This is a genomic window from Streptomyces sp. CB02056, assembly GCF_001905545.1.
GTDB lineage: Bacteria > Actinomycetota > Actinomycetes > Streptomycetales > Streptomycetaceae > Kitasatospora.
The window spans coordinates 66,286-88,363 of the sequence record NZ_LIPD01000019.1; the positions used below are offsets into that span (position 1 = coordinate 66,286).

Annotated in this window: 15 protein-coding genes and 1 pseudogene; 5 read left to right on the plus strand and 11 right to left on the minus strand. The window is 75.6% G+C overall.

Annotated features, from left to right (window positions below; genetic code table 11):
* Positions 1–593 precede the first annotated feature (593 nt).
* Positions 594–1,145, minus strand: a pseudogene (locus AMK13_RS45510) (TerD family protein); the annotation flags it as partial.
* 258 nt (positions 1,146–1,403) lie between these two features.
* Between AMK13_RS45510 and AMK13_RS35925 the strand changes: the two are divergent.
* Complete coding sequence (locus AMK13_RS35925) at positions 1,404–2,663, plus strand: hypothetical protein (protein ID WP_074005758.1); 1,260 nt, start codon at positions 1,404–1,406, stop codon at positions 2,661–2,663.
* A 75-nt stretch (positions 2,664–2,738) separates the two neighbouring features.
* Here AMK13_RS35925 and AMK13_RS35930 read toward each other — a convergent pair whose 3' ends face one another.
* Positions 2,739–3,239, minus strand: a complete 501-nt coding sequence (locus AMK13_RS35930) for an inorganic diphosphatase (protein ID WP_049652137.1) — start codon at positions 3,237–3,239, stop codon at positions 2,739–2,741.
* A 229-nt stretch (positions 3,240–3,468) separates the two neighbouring features.
* Here AMK13_RS35930 and AMK13_RS35935 point away from each other — a divergent pair, with 229 nt between their 5' ends.
* Positions 3,469–4,545 (plus strand): restriction endonuclease, encoded by a 1,077-nt coding sequence (locus tag AMK13_RS35935; protein WP_049652136.1) that lies wholly within the window; start codon positions 3,469–3,471, stop codon positions 4,543–4,545.
* 76 nt (positions 4,546–4,621) lie between these two features.
* Here the strand turns inward: AMK13_RS35935 and AMK13_RS35940 are convergent, their stop codons facing one another.
* From AMK13_RS35940 to AMK13_RS35950, 3 genes are all read right to left on the minus strand, one after another.
* A complete protein-coding gene (locus AMK13_RS35940) occupies positions 4,622–6,517 on the minus strand; it encodes a CocE/NonD family hydrolase (RefSeq protein ID WP_074005759.1) in 1,896 nt (631 codons plus the stop codon).
* A gap of 222 nt (positions 6,518–6,739) precedes the next feature.
* Complete coding sequence (locus AMK13_RS35945) at positions 6,740–7,573, minus strand: Mut7-C RNAse domain-containing protein (protein WP_079272819.1); 834 nt, start codon at positions 7,571–7,573, stop codon at positions 6,740–6,742.
* Positions 7,574–7,675: 102 nt separating this feature from the next.
* Positions 7,676–8,953, minus strand: coding sequence for an MFS transporter (locus tag AMK13_RS35950; RefSeq protein ID WP_074005760.1), 1,278 nt, complete (start codon positions 8,951–8,953; stop codon positions 7,676–7,678).
* Between the two features lie 469 nt (positions 8,954–9,422).
* Between AMK13_RS35950 and AMK13_RS35955 the strand changes: the two genes are divergently transcribed.
* The 3 genes from AMK13_RS35955 to AMK13_RS35965 all read left to right on the plus strand — a co-directional run bounded on the left by AMK13_RS35955 (position 9,423) and on the right by AMK13_RS35965 (position 13,666).
* Positions 9,423–11,879, plus strand: coding sequence for a molybdopterin cofactor-binding domain-containing protein (locus AMK13_RS35955; protein WP_079272820.1), 2,457 nt, complete (start codon positions 9,423–9,425; stop codon positions 11,877–11,879).
* Between the two features lie 35 nt (positions 11,880–11,914).
* Positions 11,915–12,382: a (2Fe-2S)-binding protein gene (locus AMK13_RS35960; RefSeq protein ID WP_049652133.1), complete on the plus strand. Its 468-nt coding sequence runs from the start codon at positions 11,915–11,917 to the stop codon at positions 12,380–12,382.
* 126 nt (positions 12,383–12,508) lie between these two features.
* Positions 12,509–13,666, plus strand: coding sequence for an alpha/beta hydrolase (locus AMK13_RS35965; protein WP_074005761.1), 1,158 nt, complete (start codon positions 12,509–12,511; stop codon positions 13,664–13,666).
* 12 nt (positions 13,667–13,678) lie between these two features.
* On the opposite strand, the gene AMK13_RS35970 is transcribed toward AMK13_RS35965, so the two are convergent.
* The 6 genes from AMK13_RS35970 to AMK13_RS35995 form a co-directional block, all read right to left on the minus strand.
* A complete protein-coding gene (locus AMK13_RS35970) occupies positions 13,679–14,275 on the minus strand; it encodes a TIGR03086 family metal-binding protein (protein ID WP_074005762.1) in 597 nt (198 codons plus the stop codon).
* Positions 14,276–14,451: 176 nt separating this feature from the next.
* Positions 14,452–15,216 (minus strand): SDR family NAD(P)-dependent oxidoreductase, encoded by a 765-nt coding sequence (locus AMK13_RS35975; RefSeq protein WP_198959499.1) that lies wholly within the window; start codon positions 15,214–15,216, stop codon positions 14,452–14,454.
* A 281-nt stretch (positions 15,217–15,497) separates the two neighbouring features.
* The gene (locus tag AMK13_RS35980; protein WP_074005763.1) at positions 15,498–16,241 is read right to left on the minus strand and encodes a LysM peptidoglycan-binding domain-containing protein; all 744 of its coding nucleotides are present in this window, start codon (positions 16,239–16,241) and stop codon (positions 15,498–15,500) included.
* A gap of 556 nt (positions 16,242–16,797) precedes the next feature.
* A complete protein-coding gene (locus tag AMK13_RS35985) occupies positions 16,798–17,466 on the minus strand; it encodes a response regulator transcription factor (RefSeq protein WP_049652130.1) in 669 nt (222 codons plus the stop codon).
* A gap of 150 nt (positions 17,467–17,616) precedes the next feature.
* Positions 17,617–19,317 carry a sensor histidine kinase gene (locus AMK13_RS35990; protein ID WP_241853180.1) on the minus strand — a complete coding sequence of 567 codons (1,701 nt, stop codon included), beginning with the start codon at positions 19,315–19,317 and terminating at the stop codon, positions 17,617–17,619.
* Between the two features lie 147 nt (positions 19,318–19,464).
* Positions 19,465–21,996 (minus strand): SpoIIE family protein phosphatase, encoded by a 2,532-nt coding sequence (locus AMK13_RS35995; RefSeq protein ID WP_079272821.1) that lies wholly within the window; start codon positions 21,994–21,996, stop codon positions 19,465–19,467.
* Between the last annotated feature and the right edge of the window lie 82 nt (positions 21,997–22,078).

The window sequence follows — 22,078 nt, forward strand, 5'->3', positions numbered from 1 at the left end:
CCGGGGGGCTCCCCCGGCGGCCCTCGCCGCGGCCGCGACCTGACGGTTCAGAAGACGGTTTAGAAGAAGCCGTCGTCCTCGTAGTAGTTGTTGACGACCACCTGCGGGTCGTCGTCGAAGGCCTCGTTCAGCAGCGCGCCGCCGACCAGGCCGGCCGCGCCGGCGCCGATCAGCGCGCCGGTGCCGAAGCGCCGTCCGCCCTGGGCCTGCTGGCCGGGCACCTGCGGCGGCTGGCCCTGCTGGACCGGCTGCGGGTAGCCCGCCTGCGCCGGGGTGTAGAACGGCGGGACGTTGGTCTGCACCCGCTGGGCGCAGGCCACGCAGGCCTCGATCTGGCGCGGCACGCCCCACTGCGGCGACCAGTACACCGCCGTGGTGCCGGCGCCGTGCGAGGGGTCGAAGAAACACGTCACGGGGTAACTCCCTGGTCCTTGCCGGGTCATCGGAACGGCGGGCGCGGCGGCGGGCAGCACGGCCGGCACCGGGGCCGCGACCGGCGCCGGCGGCGCGGCGGGCAGAACCACGGGCGGGGCGGGCGGCGCGACCGGCGGCTTCACCGGGGCGGGCGGGGCGGCGGCGGGCGCCGGCTGCAGGACGTCCACCCCGAAGTCGGTGGCGATGCCCGCGAGCCCGTCGGCGTACCCCTGCCCGACCGCCCGGAACTTCCAGTCCGCGCCGTGCCGGTACAGCTCGCCGAACACCATCGCCGTCTCGCTGCCGGCCTCCGACGCCACGTCGTACCGGGCCACCTCGGTGCCGCTGTCCGGGTCGACGACCCGGATGTGGGCGCCGCGGACCTGCCCGAAGGACTGCCGCCGCTGCGCCGCGTCGTAGATCGCCACCGCGAAGACGACCTTCTCCACCCCGGCGGGGACCTCCGCGAGCCGGACCTCGACCTGCTCGCGGTCGGCGCCGCCGCCGGCCCCGCCCAGGTGGCGGACCGAGCCGTCCGGGCTCCGCAGGTTGTTGAAGAAGACGAAGTGCTGGTCCGAGGCGACCTTCCCGTCCGCCCCGCAGAGCAGCGCGCTGGCGTCCAGGTCGTACCCGTCACCGGCCGTCCAGCCCAGGCCCACCCGCACCACCCGCACCCCGGGGGCCTGCTTGCCCAGGGAGACGTTGCCACCCTTCGTCAGGGCCACGCTCATGGAACTTCCTCCACCACCGTACGAGTACCGCTGTTCGACCACGACAACGCTGTAGAACTCGCGGCGGTTCCCGGTCGAACCGCCGGCTTTCCGTCCGGGCCGGAACGCCGTCCCACCAGCGGCGGAACGCCGCCCGAGGGGCCCCCGGCGGCGCCTCCCGGTACCGGGCGGGCCGGTCCGGCGGCCCTTGGACCGGCGTACGGCGCGCCGGGTCGGCACTCTGGCGGGCCGTCAGGTCCGGACCTATTGTCAGCGCACATGACATGTCTACGCCGCACCGCCGGACTGGCCGCCGCGCTCGCCGGAACCCTCGTCGCCCTGCTGGCCCCGGCCGCCGCCCAGGCCGCCCCGGCCGGCTGCCGCACCTCCGCCACGGTGCCGCTGGACGCCGAGCAGGCCCGCCTCCAGGACGCCCGCACGGCCGGCTTCACCGAGCGCTCCGGCCTGGGCGAGCTGCTCGGGGGCTTCCCCTCCGCGCTGTGCGCCGCCCGCAACGCCCGGCAGGCCGAGCGGGTGGCCGACACCTGGGGCCGGACGCTCTGGCAGGCGGGCGTGGACCGCGCCCAGGGCCGGCGGCCGAGCGGCGAACTGCCCGCCCGGGACGACCGCCCGCTGTACTGGACCAGGCTCGCCATGACCGTCCAGCTCGCCCGCTGGCAGCCCCGGTTCGACGTCGACCACGCCGCGCTGCGGGCCCGTTTCGAGGACGCCTCGCGCGGCCTGGACGACGGTTTCAGCGCCGCCCCCGGCGTCCGGCGGATCTTCGTCAGCGGCTTCGACCCGTTCGGCTTGGACGCCGAGGCGCGCCGCGCCAACCCCTCCGGGTCCGCCGTCCTGCAGCTGCACGGGCAGCGGATCACGCTCGCCGACGGCAGCACCGCCGAGGTCCGGGCGGTCGTCCTGCCGGTGCGCTACGGGGACTTCGACAAGGGCATCGTGGAGCGCGCCTTCACCCCGCACCTGCGGCCGGGCCGGCAGTCCGCCGACCTGATCACCAGCATCAGCCAGGGCTACCCGGGCAAGTTCACCCTGGAGGAGTGGGCCGGGCGCGCCCGCTCCGCCGACCCGGCCACCGACAACGTGGCCGCGCTCTCCGGCGGCACCTCCCAGCACCCGGTGGACGCCCCGGGGCTGGCCCCCGGGCCGCAGTTCGTCCGCACCACCCTGCCGACCGACGCCATGCGGGCCGTCCAGCAGCCCTTCCCGGTGCTGCTCAACACCTTCGTCACCGAGATCCCGGCGGGCGCCACCGGGCCGGTCTTCCGGCCGGACGGCCCCACCCCCGGCTCCCGCGCGGTCTCCGGTGGCGGCGGCGGGTACCTCTCCAACGAGGTCGCCTACCGCTCCAACCGGCTGCGCCTGTTCCTCGCCCCGGACCTCCCCGGCGGCCATCTGCACACCCCGGTCCTGAACGGCCTGCCGGCCGACCCGGACCGGCTCACCGCACCGGAGTTCGAGCAGAACGAGGCCGCGATCGGCGACGAGGTCCGCGCGATCCTGAGCGCCGCCAGGCTCTGACGGACCGTCCGGGCACGCCCCGGGCACGCCCCGCGGACGGTCCGGGACGGCCCGGGGCGGCCCGGGGGGCGCCCGCTACGCCGGGTCGGCGAAGCGGGTGCCCGCCGCGCGGGCCCGCGACTCGGCGATCTCCGCGTAGGCGGCGTCGCGGCCCGCCCAGTGCGAGCCCTCGACGGACTTGCCGCGCTCCAGGTCCTTGTACACCTGGAAGAAGTGGGTGATCTCCAGCAGGTCGAACTCGCGCAGGTCGCCGATGTCCCGCAGGTCGGCGTAGCGCGGGTCGTGGGCCGGGACGCAGAGCACCTTCTGGTCCGGGCCGCGTTCGTCGCGCATCACCCACACGCCCACCGCCCGGCAGGTGAGCACGCAGCCGGGGACGGCCGGCTCGCCGCCGAGCACCAGGGCGTCCAGCGGCTCGCCGTCGCCGCCGAGGGTGCCCTCGACGTAGCCGTAGTCGGCGGGGTAGGCGGTGGCCGTGAAGAGGGTGCGGTCCAGCCGGATCCGGCCCGCCACGAAGTCCATCACGTACTTGTTCCGCGACCCCTGCGGGGTCTCGATCATGACCTCGAACTCCACCGCTGGCCTCCTCCTCGGCTCCTGGGGGGATTGTCCGCCGTCCGGACGGCCACCGGAAGCACCCCCGCCGTCGAGCCGCCCCCGCGCCGCCCGAGGCCCGTGCGCACGCCGGTGCCCGTGTGCCAGGTCTCGATTGTGCGGCGGAAGTGACGGCCCGACAATTCTTCGTCCACGATTCCTCTACGGTGACGCCTGCAACAGCCGTCACCATGCAAGAGGGGGCACGCCCATGTCCCGGAGCCGGAAGCTCCACCGCCTCAGCAACCCCGACGCCGACGAACGCCGCGCCCAGCGCGCGCTCTTCCGTCACCTCCGAGACGACACCAACGCCAACCGCGGCCGGATGGCCCGGCGCGTCCGCGAACTCCAGCTCCTGCTGGCGATGGACCCGGTCGAGTTCGAAGGCCTCATCGCCCGGCTGATGGAGGCGATGGGCATGAAGGTCGAGCTCACCGCCCGGTCCCGGGACGGCGGGGTGGACGTCCGCGGCATCGACCCCGACCCGTTCCGCGGCGGCAACGTCATCGTGCAGGTGAAGCGGTACCGGGACACGGTGGCGCCCACCGCGGTGCGGGACCTGTACGGGACGCTGCGCCACGACCAGGCCGCGACCAAGGCCGTCCTGGTCACCACCAGCAGGTTCGGCCCCAGCTCGCACCAGTTCGTCGCGGGCAAGCCGATCACCCTGCTGAACGGCTCCGAGCTGGTCGGTCTGCTCAAGCACCACGGCTTCCACGAGGTCTTCGCGGCCGTCCAGGACGAGGCCTCCGCGGAGGCCGGCGCCCTGGACGGACTGCCCGCGATCGAGGTGGCCGCCGAGCCCTCCCGGCTGCTCCTGCACTGGACCGGGGAGGAGGAGTACGACATCGCCGCCCTGGTCTGCCGGGGCAACGTGGCGCTCTCCGACGACCACCTGGTGTTCTACAACAACGGCTCCACGCCGGACGGTTCGGTGCGGCTGGTGACCGGATACGGCGACGCGAACGCCTGCCTGATGGTCGACTTCGACGCGCTGCCCGCCGACGTCGACCGGCTGGTGGTCATCGCCGCCGCCGACACCGAGAACCACCCCGGGGCCACCATGGGCGGGTTCGCCGGGCCCGCGCTGATCCTGGAGGCCGGCGCCGGACAGGACGCGGCCGTGGTGCACCTGGCGGACGGCGCGGAGACCAACACCGCGATGCGGCTCGGCCGGTTCGACCGCGAGCCCTCCGGGGACTGGGAGTTCACCCCGGCCCTCGCCGGGTACCCGGGCGGGCTGCGGCAGGCCGTGACCGCGTACGGCCTGGAGGTCGTGGACGCGTGACCCGGCGCGACACGACGTGAGGTGACGTGCCGACGCGGGGCGCCCGGCCGAGACCGGGTGCCCCGCGTCGCACCCCTCAGCGCACGACGGGCAGCTCCAGCGCCGAGCCGCGGTCGCCGCCCCAGCCGATCCGGTAGCCCGCCTTCCCGTCGGCCGGGAGCAGCTGGAAGGAGTCGGGGTTGGCGGCCGCGACGGTCAGCCGGATCCGCTCACCGGCCCGGAACAGCACCGAGACGGGCTGGAGGTCGATGGTGACGCGCTGCGCGCGGCCCTGCGGGAAGTCCTCGGCGTCCTCGGCCGCGTAGCTGCGCGGCGTGCGCAGCCGGCGCCAGTCGGGATTGTCCGAGCGGTCCGCCACCGCCCGGTCGGCCAGCGAGAGTTGACCCTCCGTCAGATAAGTGACCCGGCCGTCCGGCGCGACGTCCTCCAGGTAGACGTGCAGGGCGCCGCGGGCCGAGCCCGCCAGGCCGGTGACGTCGAGGGTGACCTTGCCGTTGCCGGTGACCCGGGTGTCGGCGCCCAGCGGCGCGGTGGTGTAGCCGAGCAGCTTGGCGTCGACGGCGGCGCGGTCGGGGTAACTGACCTCGTCGCCGCTGAGGTTGGTGTTCCAGCGGTCCAGCGGGCCGGTGCCCGCGGTCGGGTCGAGGAGCAGCTGGTCGGAGCCGCCGCGGCGGTCGTCCGCCCCGTCGACGGACGAACGGCCCGTGGGCGGGTGGTCGGTGAGCGAGCGGCCCGCGCCGAGGTCGAACCGCCGGGTGCGGGTGCCGGGCACCGGCCAGCGGGTGGTGGTGCGCCAGACGCCCTCGTTGAAGGTGTAGTAGTGCACCCGCCGGGTGCCGTCGGGGCGGGCGTCGCCGCGGACGTAGCGGTCGAAGAAGTCGAGCACCCGCTGGTCGTTCTCCTGGTGCTCCTGCCCGGTGAGCGGGCGGGCGGGCTGGAACGGGTCGGCGAACCAGCCGGCGCCGTGGTTCCACGGGCCGATCCAGTCGTCCTGGGTGTTGGACAGGCCGGTGAACTGGGAGAGCACCCCGTTGGCGGTGCCCGCGTCGAGCCAGCCGGCCCTGGTCAGGACCGGCACCCCGCCGGCCTCGACGGCGTCGGTCCGCTCGCCGACGCTGCCGACCGTCCAGCTCTTCGGCCCGTCCCGGTAGTCGCGGTGGACGCCGGAGTGCGCCATCTCGACCAGGTTGGCGTTGTTCGCGTGCTCGGCGCGCGCGGCGGCGAGCAGGGCGGGGCCGTCGGGCCCGTCGACCGGCCGGGGCTGGAGGCCGGTGAGGCCGATGCGCGCGCAGAGCTGCCGGGTGTCCTCGTCCGTCTCGCAGGTGGTGCCGCCGGCCTGGTCGAGGATGCGCAGCAGCAGCGCGTACGGGGCGACCCGGGGTTCGATGAGCAGGCCGCCGGGGCGCACCAGGTCCTCGTAGGGGTCAAAGTCGTAGGAGATCGGGGCGGCGGCGGTGATGTGGTGGTTGCCGAGGGAGGTGGCGAGCATCGCGGTGTCGCCGCCGTAGGAGATGCCGGTGGTGCCGATCCGGCCGTTGGACCAGGGCTGGGCGGCGATCCAGTCGCTGAGCGGGCCGCTGTCGGCGGTCACGTCGGCGCCGAGTTCGGAGGTGAGGGTGCCGAAGGAGGCGCCGGTGCCGCGCAGGTCGGCGACCACGTAGGCGTAGCCGCGGGCGGTCCACCGCTCGGCCTCGCCACTGGTGCCGCCGGGTTGGCCTGCCTTGACCCTGGCCCGCCAGTAGCGCTGGGTGACCAGGACGGTGGGCAGGTCGGCGCCGGCCCGGGTGCCCTCGGGCAGGTAGACGTCGACGGCGAGGCGGACCCCGTCCGGCATGGTCACGTAGCGCGACCGCAGATGCGGCTCGGCGGGCCCGGACGGCCCGGCGGCGGCCGCCGGGGCGACCGAGAGCCCGAGCACGGCCGCGGCGGCGACCAGCGCCGCCAGCGGGCGGCGCAGCACTCCCCGCCTCATCGGACGGTCGCCTTCCAGGGGTCTTCCTCCGGGCGTGCCTCGGCCCCGACCGGGATGGTCACCACCGCGGTGTCCGTGTCCCCCGTGTCCGTGGTGCGGAAGGGCTGTTGCCCTGGCTGAGTACTCATACGACGACCTGGCCTCTCTCCTGCGAGCGAGTAGCGTGGTCTCGTCCCCCACCGCCGATGGGACCACGGGCGCCGGGCCGTCCGCCAGAGCGCACTACCCTGAGACGACCCCGATCCGACCCTGGCCCTCCCCGGACCCGTGGACCTCCCCGAACTCCCCGAACTCCCCGACCGGCCCGGGCTCCTGGCCCGGTCCGCCGGCCCGGCCTGGCCCGAAGTCGCGCACCGCCTCGGCGACGATCGCCTCCAGCCGGGCGTGGTGGGCGCCGCGCCAGTAGGCCTGGCCGCAGTCCTCGCACTGGGCGAAGGCGTCGTACGAGCGCTCGGTGCCGTCCCGCAGCTGCTCGCGCACCGAGGTCTTGGTGGCCGGGTGCAGCCTGCCGTTGCAGGCGGTGCAGCGGCTCCACGGGGTGAGCGGCGGCGCGAAGCGGGAGAGCACGTCGCGCAGTTGCTCGGCGGGGCGGTGGCTGTAGACGTAGGCGCCGGCCCACAGTTCGCGGCGGCGCAGCAGGCCGCGGTCGCGGGAGAGCATGATCCGCTGCTCGGCGGCCGAGCGGGCGGCCAGGGCGGCGTCGCCGATGTCGGGGTTCTCGTACGCGGCGTCCACGCCGAGCAGGCGCAGCCGGCGGGCGAGGGTGCCGAGGTGGACGTCCAGCAGGAAGCGCGCCGGGACGGGCGAGGGCTGCGGCCTGGCCACGGCCCGGACGGTGATCTCCTCGCCGTCGGCCGGGATGTGGCTGTCGGGCACCGCCCGGCCGTCCACCAGCAGGGCGCCGACCTCGGTGAGCGGCACCCCCAGGGACTCGACGACGTGGCCGAGGGTGGAGGCGCCGTCGGTGCGCAGCGCGGTACGGCCGGCCCGCCGGGGCGCGGAGACGAAGAGGTGCAGCTCGGGGGCGAAGTCGAGCTGGATCTGGGGTCGGTCCACGCGGCCAGCATGCCAGCGGGCGGCGGCCCGGGGCCACCGGGTTTCCGGCCCGGTCCCGTCGGATGCTCCCCGGGCCGCCTTGGGGGTTCCCGTCCGGTACGGTCAGGCCCCCGGCGCCGCTCCCGCCACCACCGGCGGCGCCGGCGGTGACACCGCGTGACCGCGGTCCCGGGCCGCCCAGCGGGCGACCGGCCCCATCGCGTACCCCGCCGCGAGGAACACCCCGCCCAGGACCAGCCAGCCGGCCAGGCCCCCCTCCAGCAGCAGCGCGGTGAGCAGCAGCGGTCCGAGGGTGCGGGCGACGGCGACGCCGGTGCCGAAGAAGCCCTGGTACTGGCCGATCCGCCCGGGCGGGGCGAGGTCGAAGGCGATCTGCCAGCTGCCGGCCGACTGCCGCATCTCCCCGGCCACCTGCAGGACGGAGGCGGCGACCAGCAGCGCGCCGACCGCCCAGACCGGCACGTCCAGCGCGGACAGCCCGAACACGGCGCAGGAGCCGAGCAGCAGCAGCCCGGCGGAGCGGACCGCCCGGGCGGCCGGTTCCAGTCCGGTGATGCCGCGGGCCGCCCGGACCTGGAAGGCCAGCACCGCGAGGGTGTTGAGCACGAACAGCGCCGAGCCGAGCCAGCCGATCCCGGGGGCGCGCGCGGCGATCCAGAGCGGGATGATCAGGCTGAGCAGCGGCATCCGCAGCAGCAGGACGGCGTTGACCGCGGTGACGGCGGCGTACCGGCGGTCGCGCAGCACGGCCAGGCGCGGCCCGGCGTCCGACGGCCCGGTCGCGGGCGGGGCTTCGGGCAGCCGCCGCAGGACCAGCGCGCCGATCAGGAAGCCGAGCGCGGTGACGGCGAAGGCGGCCAGGTAGGCGGCGCGGGTGCCGACGCTGAGCGCGATGCCGCCGATCGCCGCGCCGACGGCCAGTCCGCCGTTGAGGGTCGACTGGATGTGGGCGAGCAGCGCGGTCCGCTGCGCGGGCGGCACCAGGGCGGCGACCAGCGCCTGCCGGGCGGCGGTCAGGCCGGACTGCGCGGTGGCGTAGAGGCAGACCGCGAGCAGGAACAGCGGGTAGGAGCGGATCACCAGGAAAGCGGCGACCACGGCCGCCGTGCCGAGCGCGAGCGCCATCGAGGTGCGGCGCGGGCCCCGCTGGTCGGCGAGGTGTCCGAGCGGGACGCCGGCGAGGGAGCCGAGCGCCCAGGCGAGGGTGAGGCCGAGCCCGAGGGCGGTCGGGGACATCCCGACCACCCGGGTGAAGTAGAGGGCGGAGCAGGTGTAGTACGCGCCGTCGCCCACGGCGGCGGCCAACTGGGCGGCCGCGAGGGTCCGCTGGGGCCCGGCGGGCGGCAGGGCGCCCCAACGGGCGGTTCGGTCGGACGGCATGCCCCTCCTTCACTCGTTCGCGGGCGCCACCGGCCGGAGGCGTCCGGGCGGTCACCCGCACGCGCCCCCAGGGCCGTCAACGCCCTGCGGCCGTAAACGCCTCACGGACCGTCACCCTTGTTCCCGGCCCCCGGACGGGCGGCGCGCGGAGTCGGTCTTCGCAACCGCCGGTTCGGGTGCGCCCCCAGCCTACGGAAGAACCGGCCCAGTGGAACGGTCCAGTGATCAAGGAATTTCCTGGGCCAATTCCCCTTGCCGCCGCACCGTCGACCGACCCCTGAACCCGCGTGCGAGGGGCGCCAGTTGGCGCCTCCGAGCCCGTCCCGGCGGCCCTGCTCCGGCCCCGCCCGCAGCTCCGAAGCGCCGTCCGTACCCGCTCCGACTCCGCTCCCGCCGACCGCCGCACAACCGTGATCGGGCCGACCAAGGGCCAACTTTGACCGTGTTGACCCGTCAGTAGCCTCCTTTTATGCTCAACGGCGTTCGCGATCCGGCACCGGCCCGGGGCCGCCCCGCCCGCCCGTTCCGTCGCCGTCTCCGGCCCGAAGGGTGTCCTCCCATCAGCACCTCCCTCGCCCCCTCGGACTCCAACGGCCGACCGCGCGACGCCGGGCACCCGCACGGTACGGCTGCTGCCACGGACGCCCCGGGCACCGCCGGCGCTCCGGCCGACCCGGACGCCCCGGGCCCGGAGGGCACCCGCCGCCGGCGCTTCCTCACCTACCTGCTGGCCGCGCCCACCCTCACCGTCGGCGCCCGCCTCGGCGCCGACGCCGTCGCACCCGCCACCGCACAGGCCGCCCCGCGCCCCGTCCCGTCCCCCGCCGCGGCCGCCGTGCCGGTCCGCGAGACCGCCCTCCCCCAGCAGCTGATCGGCCTGCCCGGCATCCCGGACATCGTCGACCTCGGCGACGCGATGATCATCGCCGGGCTGCCGACCGCCCACCTGCTGGTCCTCGAAGTCACCCCCGCCGGACGCGCCGTGCTGCACCTGCCCCGGCTGGAGGTCGGCCAGGGCCTCACCACCGCGATCGCCGTCATCGTCGCCGAGGAGCTCGACGCCCGGCTCTCCGACGTCGACGTCCCGCTCTCCGACGCCCGCCCCGAACTGCTCTTCAACCAGCTGACCGGCGGCTCCAACTCGATCCGCTCGCTGTACGACCCGGTGCGCGCCGCGGCCGCCGCCGCCCGGGCCCGGCTGGTGACCGCCGCCGCCAGGCGCTGGAACGTTCCCGCGCCCACCCTGCGCACCGCCGACTCCGCCGTCCTCGCCCCCGACGGCCGCCGGCTCGGCTACGGCGACCTCGCCGCCGAGGCCGCCACCGTCGCCGCACCCGCCGTCCCGGCCCTCCCCAAGACCCCCGACCAGCTGCGCCTGGTCGGCCGGCCGACCGGCCGGATCGACGCCCGCGACATCGTCACCGGCCGTGCCAAGTACGCCGGGGACCTCGACGTCCCGGGCGCCGTGCCCACCGTGGTCGCCCGCCCGACCACCGTCAACGGCACCCTCAAGTCCCTGGACGCCTCCGCCGCCCGCGCCATGCCCGGAGTCCTCGGGGTGGTGCAGATCCCGACCGGCGTCGCCGTCCTCGCCGAGACCTTCGACCAGGCGCTCAAGGCCCGCGACGCACTGCGCACCACCTGGAACCCGGGGCCGGTCGCCGGCCTGTCCGACGCCGACGTACGGTCCCGGCTGCGCGCCGCCCACCTGCCGTCCCTCCCACCGCCGCTGCTCTCCCACCGGGTGGAGGGCGAGTTCGACTTCGCCTTCGTCAACCACGCCCCGATGGAGGTGCTCACCGCCGTCGCCGACGTCCGGCCGAACCGGGCCGAGCTGTGGTTCGCCGCGCAGAGCCCGATCCTCGCCCAGGGCACCATCGCCGCCGAACTCGGCCTGCCGACGAACGCCGTCACCGTCCACGTGGTGCGCGGCGGCGGCTCGTTCGGCCGCCGGCTGTTCTTCGACGCCGCCCTGGAGGCCGCCCAGGTCTCCAAGGCCGCCGGCCGCCCGGTCAAGCTGATGTGGACCCGCAACGACGACATGCGCCACGGCCGGATGCGCCCCGCCAGCCACCACATCGTCCGGGCCACCTACGGCCTCGGCCAGGTGTTCAGCTGGGAGCACCACGTGGCCGGCGTCCGCACCGACCTCGGACACGGCCTCGGCGACGTGTTCACCGCCGCCGGCTACAAGCTCCCGCTGGCCGGGCTCACCGGCGCCGAGCTGTTCTTCCTGCTCACCGAGAAGATCCCGTACGACGTCGGGGTGACCAACCAGCTGCTCGCCGAGGTGCCACTGGAACTGCACACCGGCAGCTGGCGCTCCGTCTACTCCGGCACCGTCCGGGTCTCCGACGAGATCATGATGGACGAACTCGCCCGCCGGATGGGCCAGGACGAACTCGCCTTCCGCCGCGACCGGATGCGCAGCGCCACCGGGCGGGCGGTGCTGGACGAGCTCGCCAAACGGGGCGGCTGGGGCCGCCCGATGCCCCCCGGCCAGGCCCAGGGCATCGGCTACCACGACGAGCACAGCGCCTCCGTCGCCTACCTCGTCGAGCTGGACGCCACCGACCGCGCCAACCCCCGGGTCACCAAGGCCGTCGTCGTCGCCGACGTCGGCCGGGTGATCAACCCCACCGGCCTGGAGGCCCAGCTCACCGGCGCGCTGGTCGACGGCATCTCGGTGATCCTCCAGGCCGGCAACCACCTGGACAACGGCGCGTTCCGGGAAGGCAGTTACGGCGACTTCCACTACGCCCGGCAGCGGCACACCCCGCCGGTGGTCGAGATCCACCTGATGCCGCCGAGCGGACCGCCCGGCGGCGCGGGCGAGCTGGGCGTCCCGGCCGCCTCCGCCGCCGTCGCCAACGCCTACGCCCGCGCGACCGGCACCAGCCCGCGCTCCTTCCCGATCAACTTCTGACCACCAGCCGAGCCAGCCGAGGAACCGCGACCCCCATGCCCAGCCACACCTTCGTCCTCAACGGGCAGCCCGTGACCGTCGAGGCCCCGGACGACATGCCCCTGCTCTGGGTGCTGCGCGACAAGCTCGGCGTCACCGGCCCCAAGTACGGCTGCGGGGTGGGCGTCTGCCGCGCCTGCACCAGCCACCTGGACGGCCAGGAGTTCCAGCCCTGCACCCGTTCCGTCAAGGACTGCGCGGGCCACACCGTCACCACCATCGAGGGCCTGGCCGACGGCGAGGTCCTCCACCCCGTCCAGGAGGCCTGGCTCGCCTGCGACGTCGCCCAGTGCGGCTTCTGCCAGCCGGGCCAGATCATGACCGCCGTCGCCCTGCTGCGCCGCACCCCGAACCCGACGGACGCGGACATCGACCAGATCCAGAACATCTGCCGCTGCGGCACGTACCCGCGCATCCGCGAGGCGATCAAGCAGGCCGCCACCCGGCAGGGCGCCAAGCCCTGAGCCCCGGGCCCGGGTTCGGCCCACCGCCGTCCCGCCGCCGATCCTCCGCCGGTCCGAACCCTGGCGTCACCGGTCCAGACCACCTAGGCTGACCGGGCCCCGTCGCCGAGCCGGCAAGGATGACGCATGATCAGGCGCCGTTCACTGCTCGCCCTCACGGGCCTGGGCGGGACCGCCGCCCTGCTGCCCGCCGCGCCCGCCCTCGCCGCGCCGGTCGCTCCGACCGCCCCGCCGCGCACCATCGACCTCCCCGCGCCCACTGTCGGCCGGCCGGTCGGCACCGTCAGCCTGCACCTGGTCGACCACGACCGGCTCGACCCCTTCGCGCCCACGCCCGGCCCACGCGAGCTGATGGTGCAGTTCTGGTACCCGGCGCGCGGCACCGCCGGCCGGCCCCGCGCGCCGTACACCACCCCCCGGGTCGCGGCCGTGATCGAACAGGCCCTGCCGCTGGACCCGGGCACCCTCGGCCTGGTCCGCCCCACCGCCCGCGCCGGCGCACCCGCCCACCCCGGCCCGCTCCCCCTGCTGCTGCTCGGCCACGGCCGTAAGGGCGGGCGCAGCAACTGCACCGCGCTGGCCGAGGAGTTGGCCGCGCACGGCTACCTCGTCGCGGCTCTCGACCACACCTACGACGCCGCCGCCGTCGAGTTCCCGGACGGCCGGCTGGTGCGCAGCGTCCTGTCGGAGGAGCCACCGGACTGGGACGCCGCCGAGCGCGAGGAGATCGCCGCGCGGGTCGGCGACCTGCGCTTCGTGACCGGCCGACTGACCGGCGGCCGACTGCCGTTCCGGGTCGACGAGGCGCGGATCGGCGTGCTCGGCCACTCCATGGGCGGAGCCGCGGCCGCCGAGGCGCTGCGCCAGGACCCGCGCTTCCGGATCGGCCTCGACCTGGACGGCGGCCTGTTCGGCTCCCCCGTCCCGGAGCTCGGGCTGGACCGGCCGTTCCTGCTGCTCACCTCGCTCGAGGACCACGACACCTGGCGGCGCTGGCGCGAGCACCACCACGCCTGGGGGCGCCAACTGCGCACCCTGGGCGCGGGCCACTTCAGCTTCACCGACCTGCCGCACGCCGCCGTCCCCGGCAACCTCCCGGGCCACCTGCCCCCCGAGCGCTACGCCGCCCTGCTCGGCACCATCGCCCCCGCCCGCGCCACCGCACTCACCCGCACCTACGTCCGGGCCTTCGCCGACCACTTCCTCCGCGACCGCCCCGCCCCGCTCCTCGACGCCCCGTCCCCGCGCCACCCGGAGATCGAGTTCCGCTGGAGCCGCCGGTAGGCTCCGACCCCGTCAGGTGGCCGCCGGGTCGCGGCCGAAGAAGGCGGCGAGCCGGTCGTACGCCGGGGCGTCCTCGGGGACGTCGACGGCGGGCCCGAAGGCGTGCTGCTCCTCCTCGGCGCCCCGGTACCCGGGTTTGAGCGCGCCGGCCGCCCAGGCGAGCGCGGCGAGCGCGACCTCGTGGTCCAGGCCCTCGGTGGACTGGCCGGTGGCATGGGCCAAGTCCCAGCCGTGGACGGCGAATTCGGTGGTCTGCTGGTCCACCGGGAAGCGGGCCGGGAGGGTGCCGACGCCGGGGACCTCCAGGGTGCCGCCGAGGTCGCCGGCCGCGCGCCAGGCGTCGACCAGCTCCTCCGCCCCGGCCTCGAAGGCGTGCAGCCAGTCCTCCTCGACCCGTTCGAAGGGCTGCGACCAGTCCGGCTGCCCGCCCTTCGCCCGGACGGTGAACTGCCGCAGGTCGTGCAGGAGGTGGCTGACCAGGTCGCCGACGTCCCAGGAGCGGCAGGGCGTCGGGTGGCCGGCCAGCTCGACGCCGGTGCCGTCGATCAGCCCGGCGGTCTGCGCGAGCGCCCGGGCGAGCAGCCCGATCGGGTCTTCCGCTGCGGTCATGGCACACCTCTCGGTACGGGTCCCGGTCCGGGAGCACGGGTCGTGCCGGGCGATCGTAAGCGCGTGCGCCGACAACCGCCCGGCGCGACACCGGGCCCGCCGCCGCCCGGGGCGCGCCCCGCGGATCCCTGCCGGGCCTGCGGGACACGCCCCGGGGGCCTGCCGTCGAACCCGCGTCAGGCGGCGAAGCCGCCGTCCACCGCCAGCTCGGCGCCGGTGACGTACCGGCCGCCCTCGCCGACCAGGTAGGAGACCGCGGCGGCGACCTCCGCGCCGGTGCCGAAGCGGCCGAGCGCGGTGAGCTCGCGCTGGCCCTCCGCCGCGGGGCCGCCGGCCGGGTTCATGTCGGTGTCGATCGGCCCGGGGTGGACCAGGTTGGCGGTGATCCCGCGCGGCCCGAGCTCCCGGGCCAGCGCCTTGGTCAGGCCGATCAGCGCGGCCTTGCTCGTCCCGTACAGCGTGGCGCCGGGGAAGGCGACGCGCTGGGCTATGCAGCTGCCGAGGTTGACGATCCGCCCGCCCTCGGTCAGGTGCGCGGAGGCCGCCCGGGCGTACAGGAAGGGTGCCCGGACGTTCACCTCCAGGACCCGGTCGACGTCCTCCAGCGTGAGGTCGCCGATCGGGCCGAGGACGCCGACGCCCGCGTTGTTCACCAGGACGTCCAGCCTCCCGAACCGCTCGACGACGGCCTCGACCACGCCCCGCACCGCCTCCGGGTCGGCGCTGTCCGCCCGTACGGCCCAGCCGGTCCGCCCCATCGCGGTGATCTTCGCGGCGACCTCCTCGGCCCGCTCCGCGCCGCCCTGGTAGGTCAGCACCACGTGGGCGCCGTCCTCGGCGAGCCGCAGGGCGACCGCCGCCCCGATCCCCCGGCTGCCGCCGGTCACCAGGGCCACCTTGCCGTCGAGGCTGTCGAGCACTGCCGCACCGTTCATCGTCATATCTCCAGAACTCCTCGTTCCGATCTCGGACATGACTCGATCCTGGCCCGGGGCCCTTCAAACCTCCGGCGGTATTCGGACGTTGCGTTCAACGTTCAACCAAGTCGCGACGTGCTCCCGTGCCCCGGCGTGTGCGCCGACCACCGGTGGTGCGGTCCGACCGCCGGCCGCCCGGCCCGGGACCCCGGGAACGGACCGCGAACGCGCCGGGACCGGCCGAGCGGCCGCCCTGATGGGGGCGGCCGCTCGGCCGGTCGGACAGCCGTCAGTCGGTCAGACGGTCAGACGGTCAGCGTCTGGCCCGGGAAGATCAGGTCCGGGTCGGCGCCGATGGTGCGCAGGTTCTTCTGGTACAGGCTGTCCGTGTCGGTGCCGAACTTGGCCGCGATGTCGCTCAGGGTGTCACCGCTCCTGACGGTGTAGCCGCCCGCGGCGGTGTTCTTCGGCGCGACCGGCGCGGACTGCGCCGGCTTGGCCGAGGGCTGCCCCTTGGGCGCCTGCTGCGCGGCCGCCAGCTTGGCGGCGGGCTTGGCCGCGGGCTTGGCGGCCTTCGTGGCCGGCTTGGCGGCGGGCTTGGCCGCCTTGGCCGCCGTGCCGCCCGAGGTGTCGGCGACGGCCGGGGCGCCGCCCTTGCCCAGGCCCGCCCTCTGCGAGCAGACGGGCCAGGCGCCCGCACCCTGCGAGGCGAGGACCTTCTCCGCGACGGCGATCTGCTGCGCCTTGGTCGCCTTGTTGGCCTGGGAGGCGTACGCGGTCCCGCCGTACGCGGCCCAGGTGGACGGGCTGAACTGCAGTCCTCCGTGGAAGCCGTTGCCGGTGCTGGTGCTCCAGTTCCCGCCGCTCTCGCACTGGGCGACGGCGTCCCAGGTCGAGGAGGTAGCGGCGGAGGCCGAGGTGGCCGTGACGAGGCCGGCCACCGGCAGGGCCGCGACGGCGGCGCCCGCGAGGACCGCCATCCGCACGCGGTGGCGCTTGGTGGTGGCGGTGGTGTCGGTGGCAGCGGCGGTCTCGTGACGGGGATTCATACAGTTCCTCTCGACAAGTCCCGGGTGGGCATGCGGAACCAGGCCCGGGACATGGGCCGGCAGTCTTTCGCTCACCTCACTCGACGGGCGGCCGGACACGTGTCGGACGTGTCGTGCCGCCCCGGTCACCTCCGCACGCCGACGGCCTGTTCGAGCCGGTCTCGTCGGCGGGCACCGCCCTCACGCCGCGGGTCAGTCGGCGGGCAGTGCGTCGGGGTGAACCCGGGTGGCGCTCGTTGCGCCGCCAATGAAGCTAGGGGGCATCACCCGGACGCAGCAAGCAATTCTTCGACGTCGCAGGTCAGTTGACTGTTACCGGCGGTACGGGTCAAAAAATCATGCCCGATTTGACCATTTTTGACCAGATTTCCAAGATCAAACGGTCAAATTCCGTGCCCTCACTCACACCTGTCCGCCCGAGAAAGCCGTCACACCATCCACGCGGAGGAACCGTCAGCTGACGCACCGTCACCACCGCACCCGGAGTTCCCGGTTCCGCGCCGCCATCGAGTGGCATCCGTCACGTCCGACACGTACGGCGACCACACGAACGCCCTCAGCGACGGCCGTCGAGCTCCGCGTCCCGCGCCAACAGGGCCGCCTGGACCCGGTTGTCGCAGCCCAGCTTGGCCAGGATCCGGCTGACATAGGTCTTCACCGTCGCCTCGCTCATGTGGATCCGCGCCCCCGCGTCGGCGTTGGACAGACCCTCTCCGAGCAGGGCCAACACCTCCAGCTCGCGCGGGGTGAGCACCTCCAGCCGACGCCGCGCCGCGACGGCGCGGGCGGCCAGCGAGGCGCTGCGCCCGGAGGCCAGCGAGTCGACGATGTGCCGGGTCGCGGCCGGCGAGAGGAAGGCGTTCCCGCCCGCCGCCGCCCGGACGGCCTGGATCAGCTCGTGCGGCGCGGTGTCCTTGAGCAGGAAGCCGGCACCGCCCTCGGTCACGGCGCGCAGGACGTTCTCGCGCTCCCCGAAGGTGGTGAGGATCAGCGCCCGCGCGCCGGGGGCGACCTTCGCCAGTTCCCCGAGCGCCGTCAGCCCGTCCATCACCGGCATCTGGATGTCCAGCAGCACCACGTCCACCCGGTGCGCCCGCGCGAGCTCCAGCGCCTCCCGCCCGTCGGCGGCCTCCGCGACCACCTCGATGTCCTCGGCGGAACCGAGGATCATCCTGATTCCGGCCCGGATCAGCGGCTCGTCGTCGGCGACGAGGACTCGGATCACGCTGGTCATTCCCCTCGAACGGTGCTGTGGGCTGCGGCACCCATCCTCACATCCCGGCAGGACCGTTCCGAACCACCCCGATCCGGACCACCGTGATCCGAAACCGGCCCGGCCCGCCCGGCCGGGGCACCCGCCCGCGCACGGGGTCACTCAGCCCTTGGCCACGTACTCCTGTTTCTCCACCAGCGCCCCGTCCCGGAAGCAGAATCGCGCCACGTGCTCCTCGTTCCAGCCGGCGCCGGGCGCACCGTTCAGGACGAACCAGCGGCAGCGCGCGCCCTCCGGGATCTCCGGCCCTGTCCCCTTATACGTGTCGGTGATGAAGTCGTTGCCGCGCGGCAGCGTCTGCAGCACCTCGGACTCGGCGGTGCCCACCCTGATCTGGTCGTACATCGGCTGCTGCACGGTCGCGTCGTTGGTGCCCTTGACGAAGGCGACCACGCCCCAGACCGCCAGGCCGAGCACGGTCACCGCGATCGCGACCACCCCGAGGGCGCAGCCCATCGCCGGACTGCGCCGCTTGCGCTCCGGCTCCTCGACGGGCGGCAGGCCGTCCAGCATCCAGTCCTCGGCCCCGTCCGCCGCCGCGGCCTGCTCCTCCCCTTCATAGGGGAGCACCGCCGCCAGCCGGAAGCCCTGCTCCGGCGTGGGCCCGGCGTGCACCATGCCGCCGACCAAGCGGGCGCGCTCCCGCAGGCCGGTCAGCCCCTGACCGCCGCTGACGGCCGCGCCCACCCCGACGCGTGCCCCCACGAGCTCCGGCGCGCGGGCGTTGGTGACCTCCACCACCAGCGCGTCCGGCTCGTACCGCAGCGCGACGCCGATCGGCGCGCCGGGGGCGTGCTTGTGCGCGTTGGTGAGCGCCTCCTGCACGATCCGGTACGCCGCGTGGTCGACGGCGGCCGCCAGCGGACGCCGCTCCCCCTCCACGGTCAGGTCGATCCCGGCCCCGGCCGCCCGGGAGGACTCCACCAGCCCCTCGATCCCGTCCACCCCGCCCCGGGCCGGCGCCCCGGCACCCGCCCCGGTGGCCGCCGACCCGGCGGTGGGCACCCCGGCGGCCGCCGGGGCGGCGGCCGGCACCGCCGTCGACTCGTCGTGCAGCACCCCGACCACCTCGCGCAGCTCGCGCATCGCCGCGACCGCCGCCTGCCGCAGCACCCCGACCGCCTCGCGCTGCCGGTCGGTGAGCGTCCGGTCCACCTCCAGCGCGCCCGAGTGCACCGAGATCAGCGCCAGCTGGTGGCCCAGGCTGTCGTGCATGTCCTGGGCGATCCGGTGCCGCTCGCGCAGCCGCGCCTGGTGCACCACCATGACCCGCTCGCGCAGCAGCTGCTCGTTGCGCTCGCGCAGCGCGTCCAGCAGGGCGCGGCGCTGCGCCCGGTAGCGGCCGTAGAGCGCGGGCAGCACGGCCACCACCAGGAAGGCCCCGAAGGACAGCGGCAGCACCAGCTTCGGCGAGAGCGAGGCGCCCTCCTTCAGCACCCCCGTCATGGTGAACAGCGCCCAGCCCACCACGAAGGTGCCGACCAGCGACCAGACCCGGCGGATCCGCGCCCCGGCCGTCCAGCCCGCGCAGACCAGCATCGGGATCGGGCCGACCGCCCAGCCGGCGGCGGCCGCGACGACGACCAGCACGGTGGCCGGCAGTCCCTTGCGCAGCACCCACGCCACCGCGACCCCGACGCCGACGAGCACCGCCTGGCCGGTGTTGGAGAGCAGCTCCATCAGCGCGGCGAAGCCGCCCATCAACAGGGCGAGCAGTGCCTCGCCCACGACCCGCCGGGGCCGCCAGGGCCCCGGCAGCGCCGTCCGTACCGCCGTGTTCCAGGCCCGCGCGATCGCTTCCACCCGTCGAGGCTATCGGTCCGGCCGGGTCATCCGCCGTCCTCCTTCGTCGCCGCCCCGGCCGACGAAAGTCGCCTGGTCGGCCCCGTCCCGGCGGCCTGCCCGCCCGGTCCGCACGGCGCGGCCGCCGGGTCCGAACGGCGTGGCCGCTCAGCCGAAGGCCGTGAGCAGCAGTGCCACGTCGTCCACCCGGCGGGCGGAGCCGACCTCGCGCAGCAGCCGCTCGGCCGCCTGCTCCAGTCCCTCCCCCGCCACCGCCCGGGCCAGCGCGGCCCGCAGCCGGTCCACGCCCTGGTCGATCGCCACCGCCGGGTCCTCCACCAGCCCGTCGGTGTAGAGGGCGAGCACCGCCCCGCTGCCCAGCCGCAGGTCGCTGACCGGGTAGTCGGCCCGCTCGTCCACCCCGAGCAGCGGCCCGCCCGGGACGTACAGCGCCTCGGCCCGCCCGCCGGGGTGGCGCAGCACCGGCGGGAGGTGCCCGGCCCGGGCGATCCGGCCGAGCCCGACGGCCGGGGTGAGCCGGACCAGGCAGCAGCTGGCGAGCAGCCCGGGGTCGAGGTCGAGCAGCAGCCGGTTGGTGCGGGCGAGCACCTCGTCGGGCGGGTCGCCACCGGTGGCGAAGGCGCGCACGGCGCTGCGCAGCTGCCCCATCGTGGCGGCCGCGCCGACGCTGTGGCCCTCGACGTCGCCGATCACCAGGGTGACGTCCTCGCCGGTGACGATCGCGTCGTACCAGTCGCCGCCGATCTCCATGCCCTGGGTGCCGGGCAGGTAGCGGGCGGTGATCCGGATGCCGGGCACCTCGGGCAGCCGGTGCGGCAGCAGCGCCTGCTGCAGGCCGCGGGCCAGGGCGAACTCGGCGTCGTACAGCCGGGCGCGCTCCAGGGCCTGGGCGATGAAGCCGCCGAGCGCGGTGAGCAGGCCGCGCTCCTCCACGGTGAACGGGCGCGGCAGGTCGAAGCCGACGATGCAGGTGCCGACCGGACGGCCGGAGGCGATCAGCGGCAGGAAGGCCCAGGCGCCCATCTCGTCCAGGGCCAGGCCGGGGTAGGTGGCGGCGAGTTCGCGCACCGACTCGAAGAAGACCGGGGTGCCGGTGCGGAGCGTCTCCGCGCCGGGCACCCGGGTGTCCATCGGGATGCCCTCGAAGGCATCCAGGAAGCCGTCCGGGTAGCCGGTCTGCGAGAGCAGGTGCAGCCGCTGCTCGCGCACCGCGTAGATGGCGAGCTCCTGGCCGCCGAAGGCCGGCAGGAGTTCCTCGGCCACCGCCCGGCAGACGTCCCGGACGGTGACCGCCTCGGTGAGCGCGCTGGCCAGTTGGAGCAGGTGGTGGGTGCCGCCCATCCCCGTGCGGGCGGCGGGCGGCGGCGGGACGGCGGCCGGCTCGGCGGCGCCGGGCGGGGCCTCGGCCGTGACCACCCGGGCGGTGACGCCGTGCGGGTCCGGGTAGAGCGAGAAGGCGAGCCAGCCGTCCGGCGGGCGGGCGGCCAGGAAGGCGGTGGGCCGCTGGGAGAGCTGGGCGGCGCGGTAGCGGTTCTCGTAGAAGGGGTCGGCGAGCCAGGGCAGCGCCTCCCACGGGGGGCGGTGGACCAGGTCCTCGCGGCGGGCCCGGAGCAGTGGTTCGACGGCGCGGTTGGCGTAGCCGATCCGGCCGTCCTGGTCGAGCGCGAACACGCCCTCGGGCAGCCGGTCGACGGCGGCCGCGGCGGCGGTCAGGCTCCGGAGATCCAGCACCGCGCCGACCAGGTGGGTCCGGCCGTCGGAGATCGCCCGGGGCACCCGGGCCCACAGCTCCACCGGGTACGGCAGGCCGTCCGGGCCGAGCACCCGGACCCGGGCGGCCAGCACCTCGCCGCGCTCCAGCGCGATCCGGGCGGCGGCCCGGAACCCGGGCAGGTCGCCGGGGGCGACGCGACGGCCCAGGGCGGCCACCGTGCCGTCGAACTCCCCGGGTCCGAAACCGAAGATCTCCAGGAACTGGGTGTCGGCGGCGAGCGACCCGGTGGCCACGTCCCAGTCGAACATCCCGACCCGGGTGGTCGGCACCGACGGCGGCGGCAGCTCCACCACGGCCGCCTCGCAGCCCGGCTCCACCGACTGCCCGGACTCCGCCAACCCGGCCAGGCCGTCGGCCAGTTGGGCGGCCGCCTCGGCCAGCTGCCGGGCCGCCGGCGCCGCCACCCCCTCGTCCGAGGCCGGCCACAGCGCGGTCAGCACCCCGAACGTCTCCCCGCCGTGCCCCACCGGCTCGCAGGCGGAGACGAAGTCGTACGGCAGGCCGACCGCGAGCTGCGGGAAGCGCCGCATGGTGTCCTCGGCGTCGGTGAGGACGACGGCGCGCCCGGTCCGGAAGGCGACCGCGACCGGCAGCGGCCCCGCGGCGGCCACCCGCCGGAACGGGCCCATCACCGACAGCGGCACGCCCGCGATGGTGCGCAGCACCAGCGAGCGGCGGTCCCGCGAGCGCAGGTACACCAGCGAGCCGTACGCCCCGGTCGACTCCAGCACCCGGCGCGCGGCCAGGGCGAGCAGCTCGTCGCGCCGGTGGTCCGCCCGCCGGGCCGTCTCCCGGACGGACGGCGGGGCCGCCCGGCCGGTCTCCGCGCCGGCCCCGGGCTCCGGCGGCCGGTCCGGGCCCGGCCGCGCCCCAGGGGCCCCGCCGGTCGCGTGCGGATGGCGCATGCTCTTTTGCTACGCCCGGCCCGCACCGGTGTCAAGGCGAGCCCGCACCGGCCCCGGGCTGCCCCGTGGCCCGCCGTGCGCC

Bases quoted from the DNA above. Each gene is read 5' to 3' on its own strand.
- AMK13_RS35925 (WP_074005758.1), top strand. From the start codon at position 1,404: ATGACATGTCTACGCCGCACCGCCGGACTGGCCGCCGCGCTCGCCGGA.
- AMK13_RS35935 (WP_049652136.1), top strand. From the start codon at position 3,469: ATGTCCCGGAGCCGGAAGCTCCACCGCCTCAGCAACCCCGACGCCGAC.
- AMK13_RS35940 (WP_074005759.1), bottom strand. From the start codon at position 6,517: ATGAGGCGGGGAGTGCTGCGCCGCCCGCTGGCGGCGCTGGTCGCCGCC.
- AMK13_RS35950 (WP_074005760.1), bottom strand. From the start codon at position 8,953: ATGCCGTCCGACCGAACCGCCCGTTGGGGCGCCCTGCCGCCCGCCGGG.
- AMK13_RS35955 (WP_079272820.1), top strand. From the start codon at position 9,423: ATGCTCAACGGCGTTCGCGATCCGGCACCGGCCCGGGGCCGCCCCGCC.
- AMK13_RS35960 (WP_049652133.1), top strand. From the start codon at position 11,915: ATGCCCAGCCACACCTTCGTCCTCAACGGGCAGCCCGTGACCGTCGAG.
- AMK13_RS35965 (WP_074005761.1), top strand. From the start codon at position 12,509: ATGATCAGGCGCCGTTCACTGCTCGCCCTCACGGGCCTGGGCGGGACC.
- AMK13_RS35970 (WP_074005762.1), bottom strand. From the start codon at position 14,275: ATGACCGCAGCGGAAGACCCGATCGGGCTGCTCGCCCGGGCGCTCGCG.
- AMK13_RS35975 (WP_198959499.1), bottom strand. From the start codon at position 15,216: ATGACGATGAACGGTGCGGCAGTGCTCGACAGCCTCGACGGCAAGGTG.
- AMK13_RS35980 (WP_074005763.1), bottom strand. From the start codon at position 16,241: ATGAATCCCCGTCACGAGACCGCCGCTGCCACCGACACCACCGCCACC.
- AMK13_RS35995 (WP_079272821.1), bottom strand. From the start codon at position 21,996: ATGCGCCATCCGCACGCGACCGGCGGGGCCCCTGGGGCGCGGCCGGGC.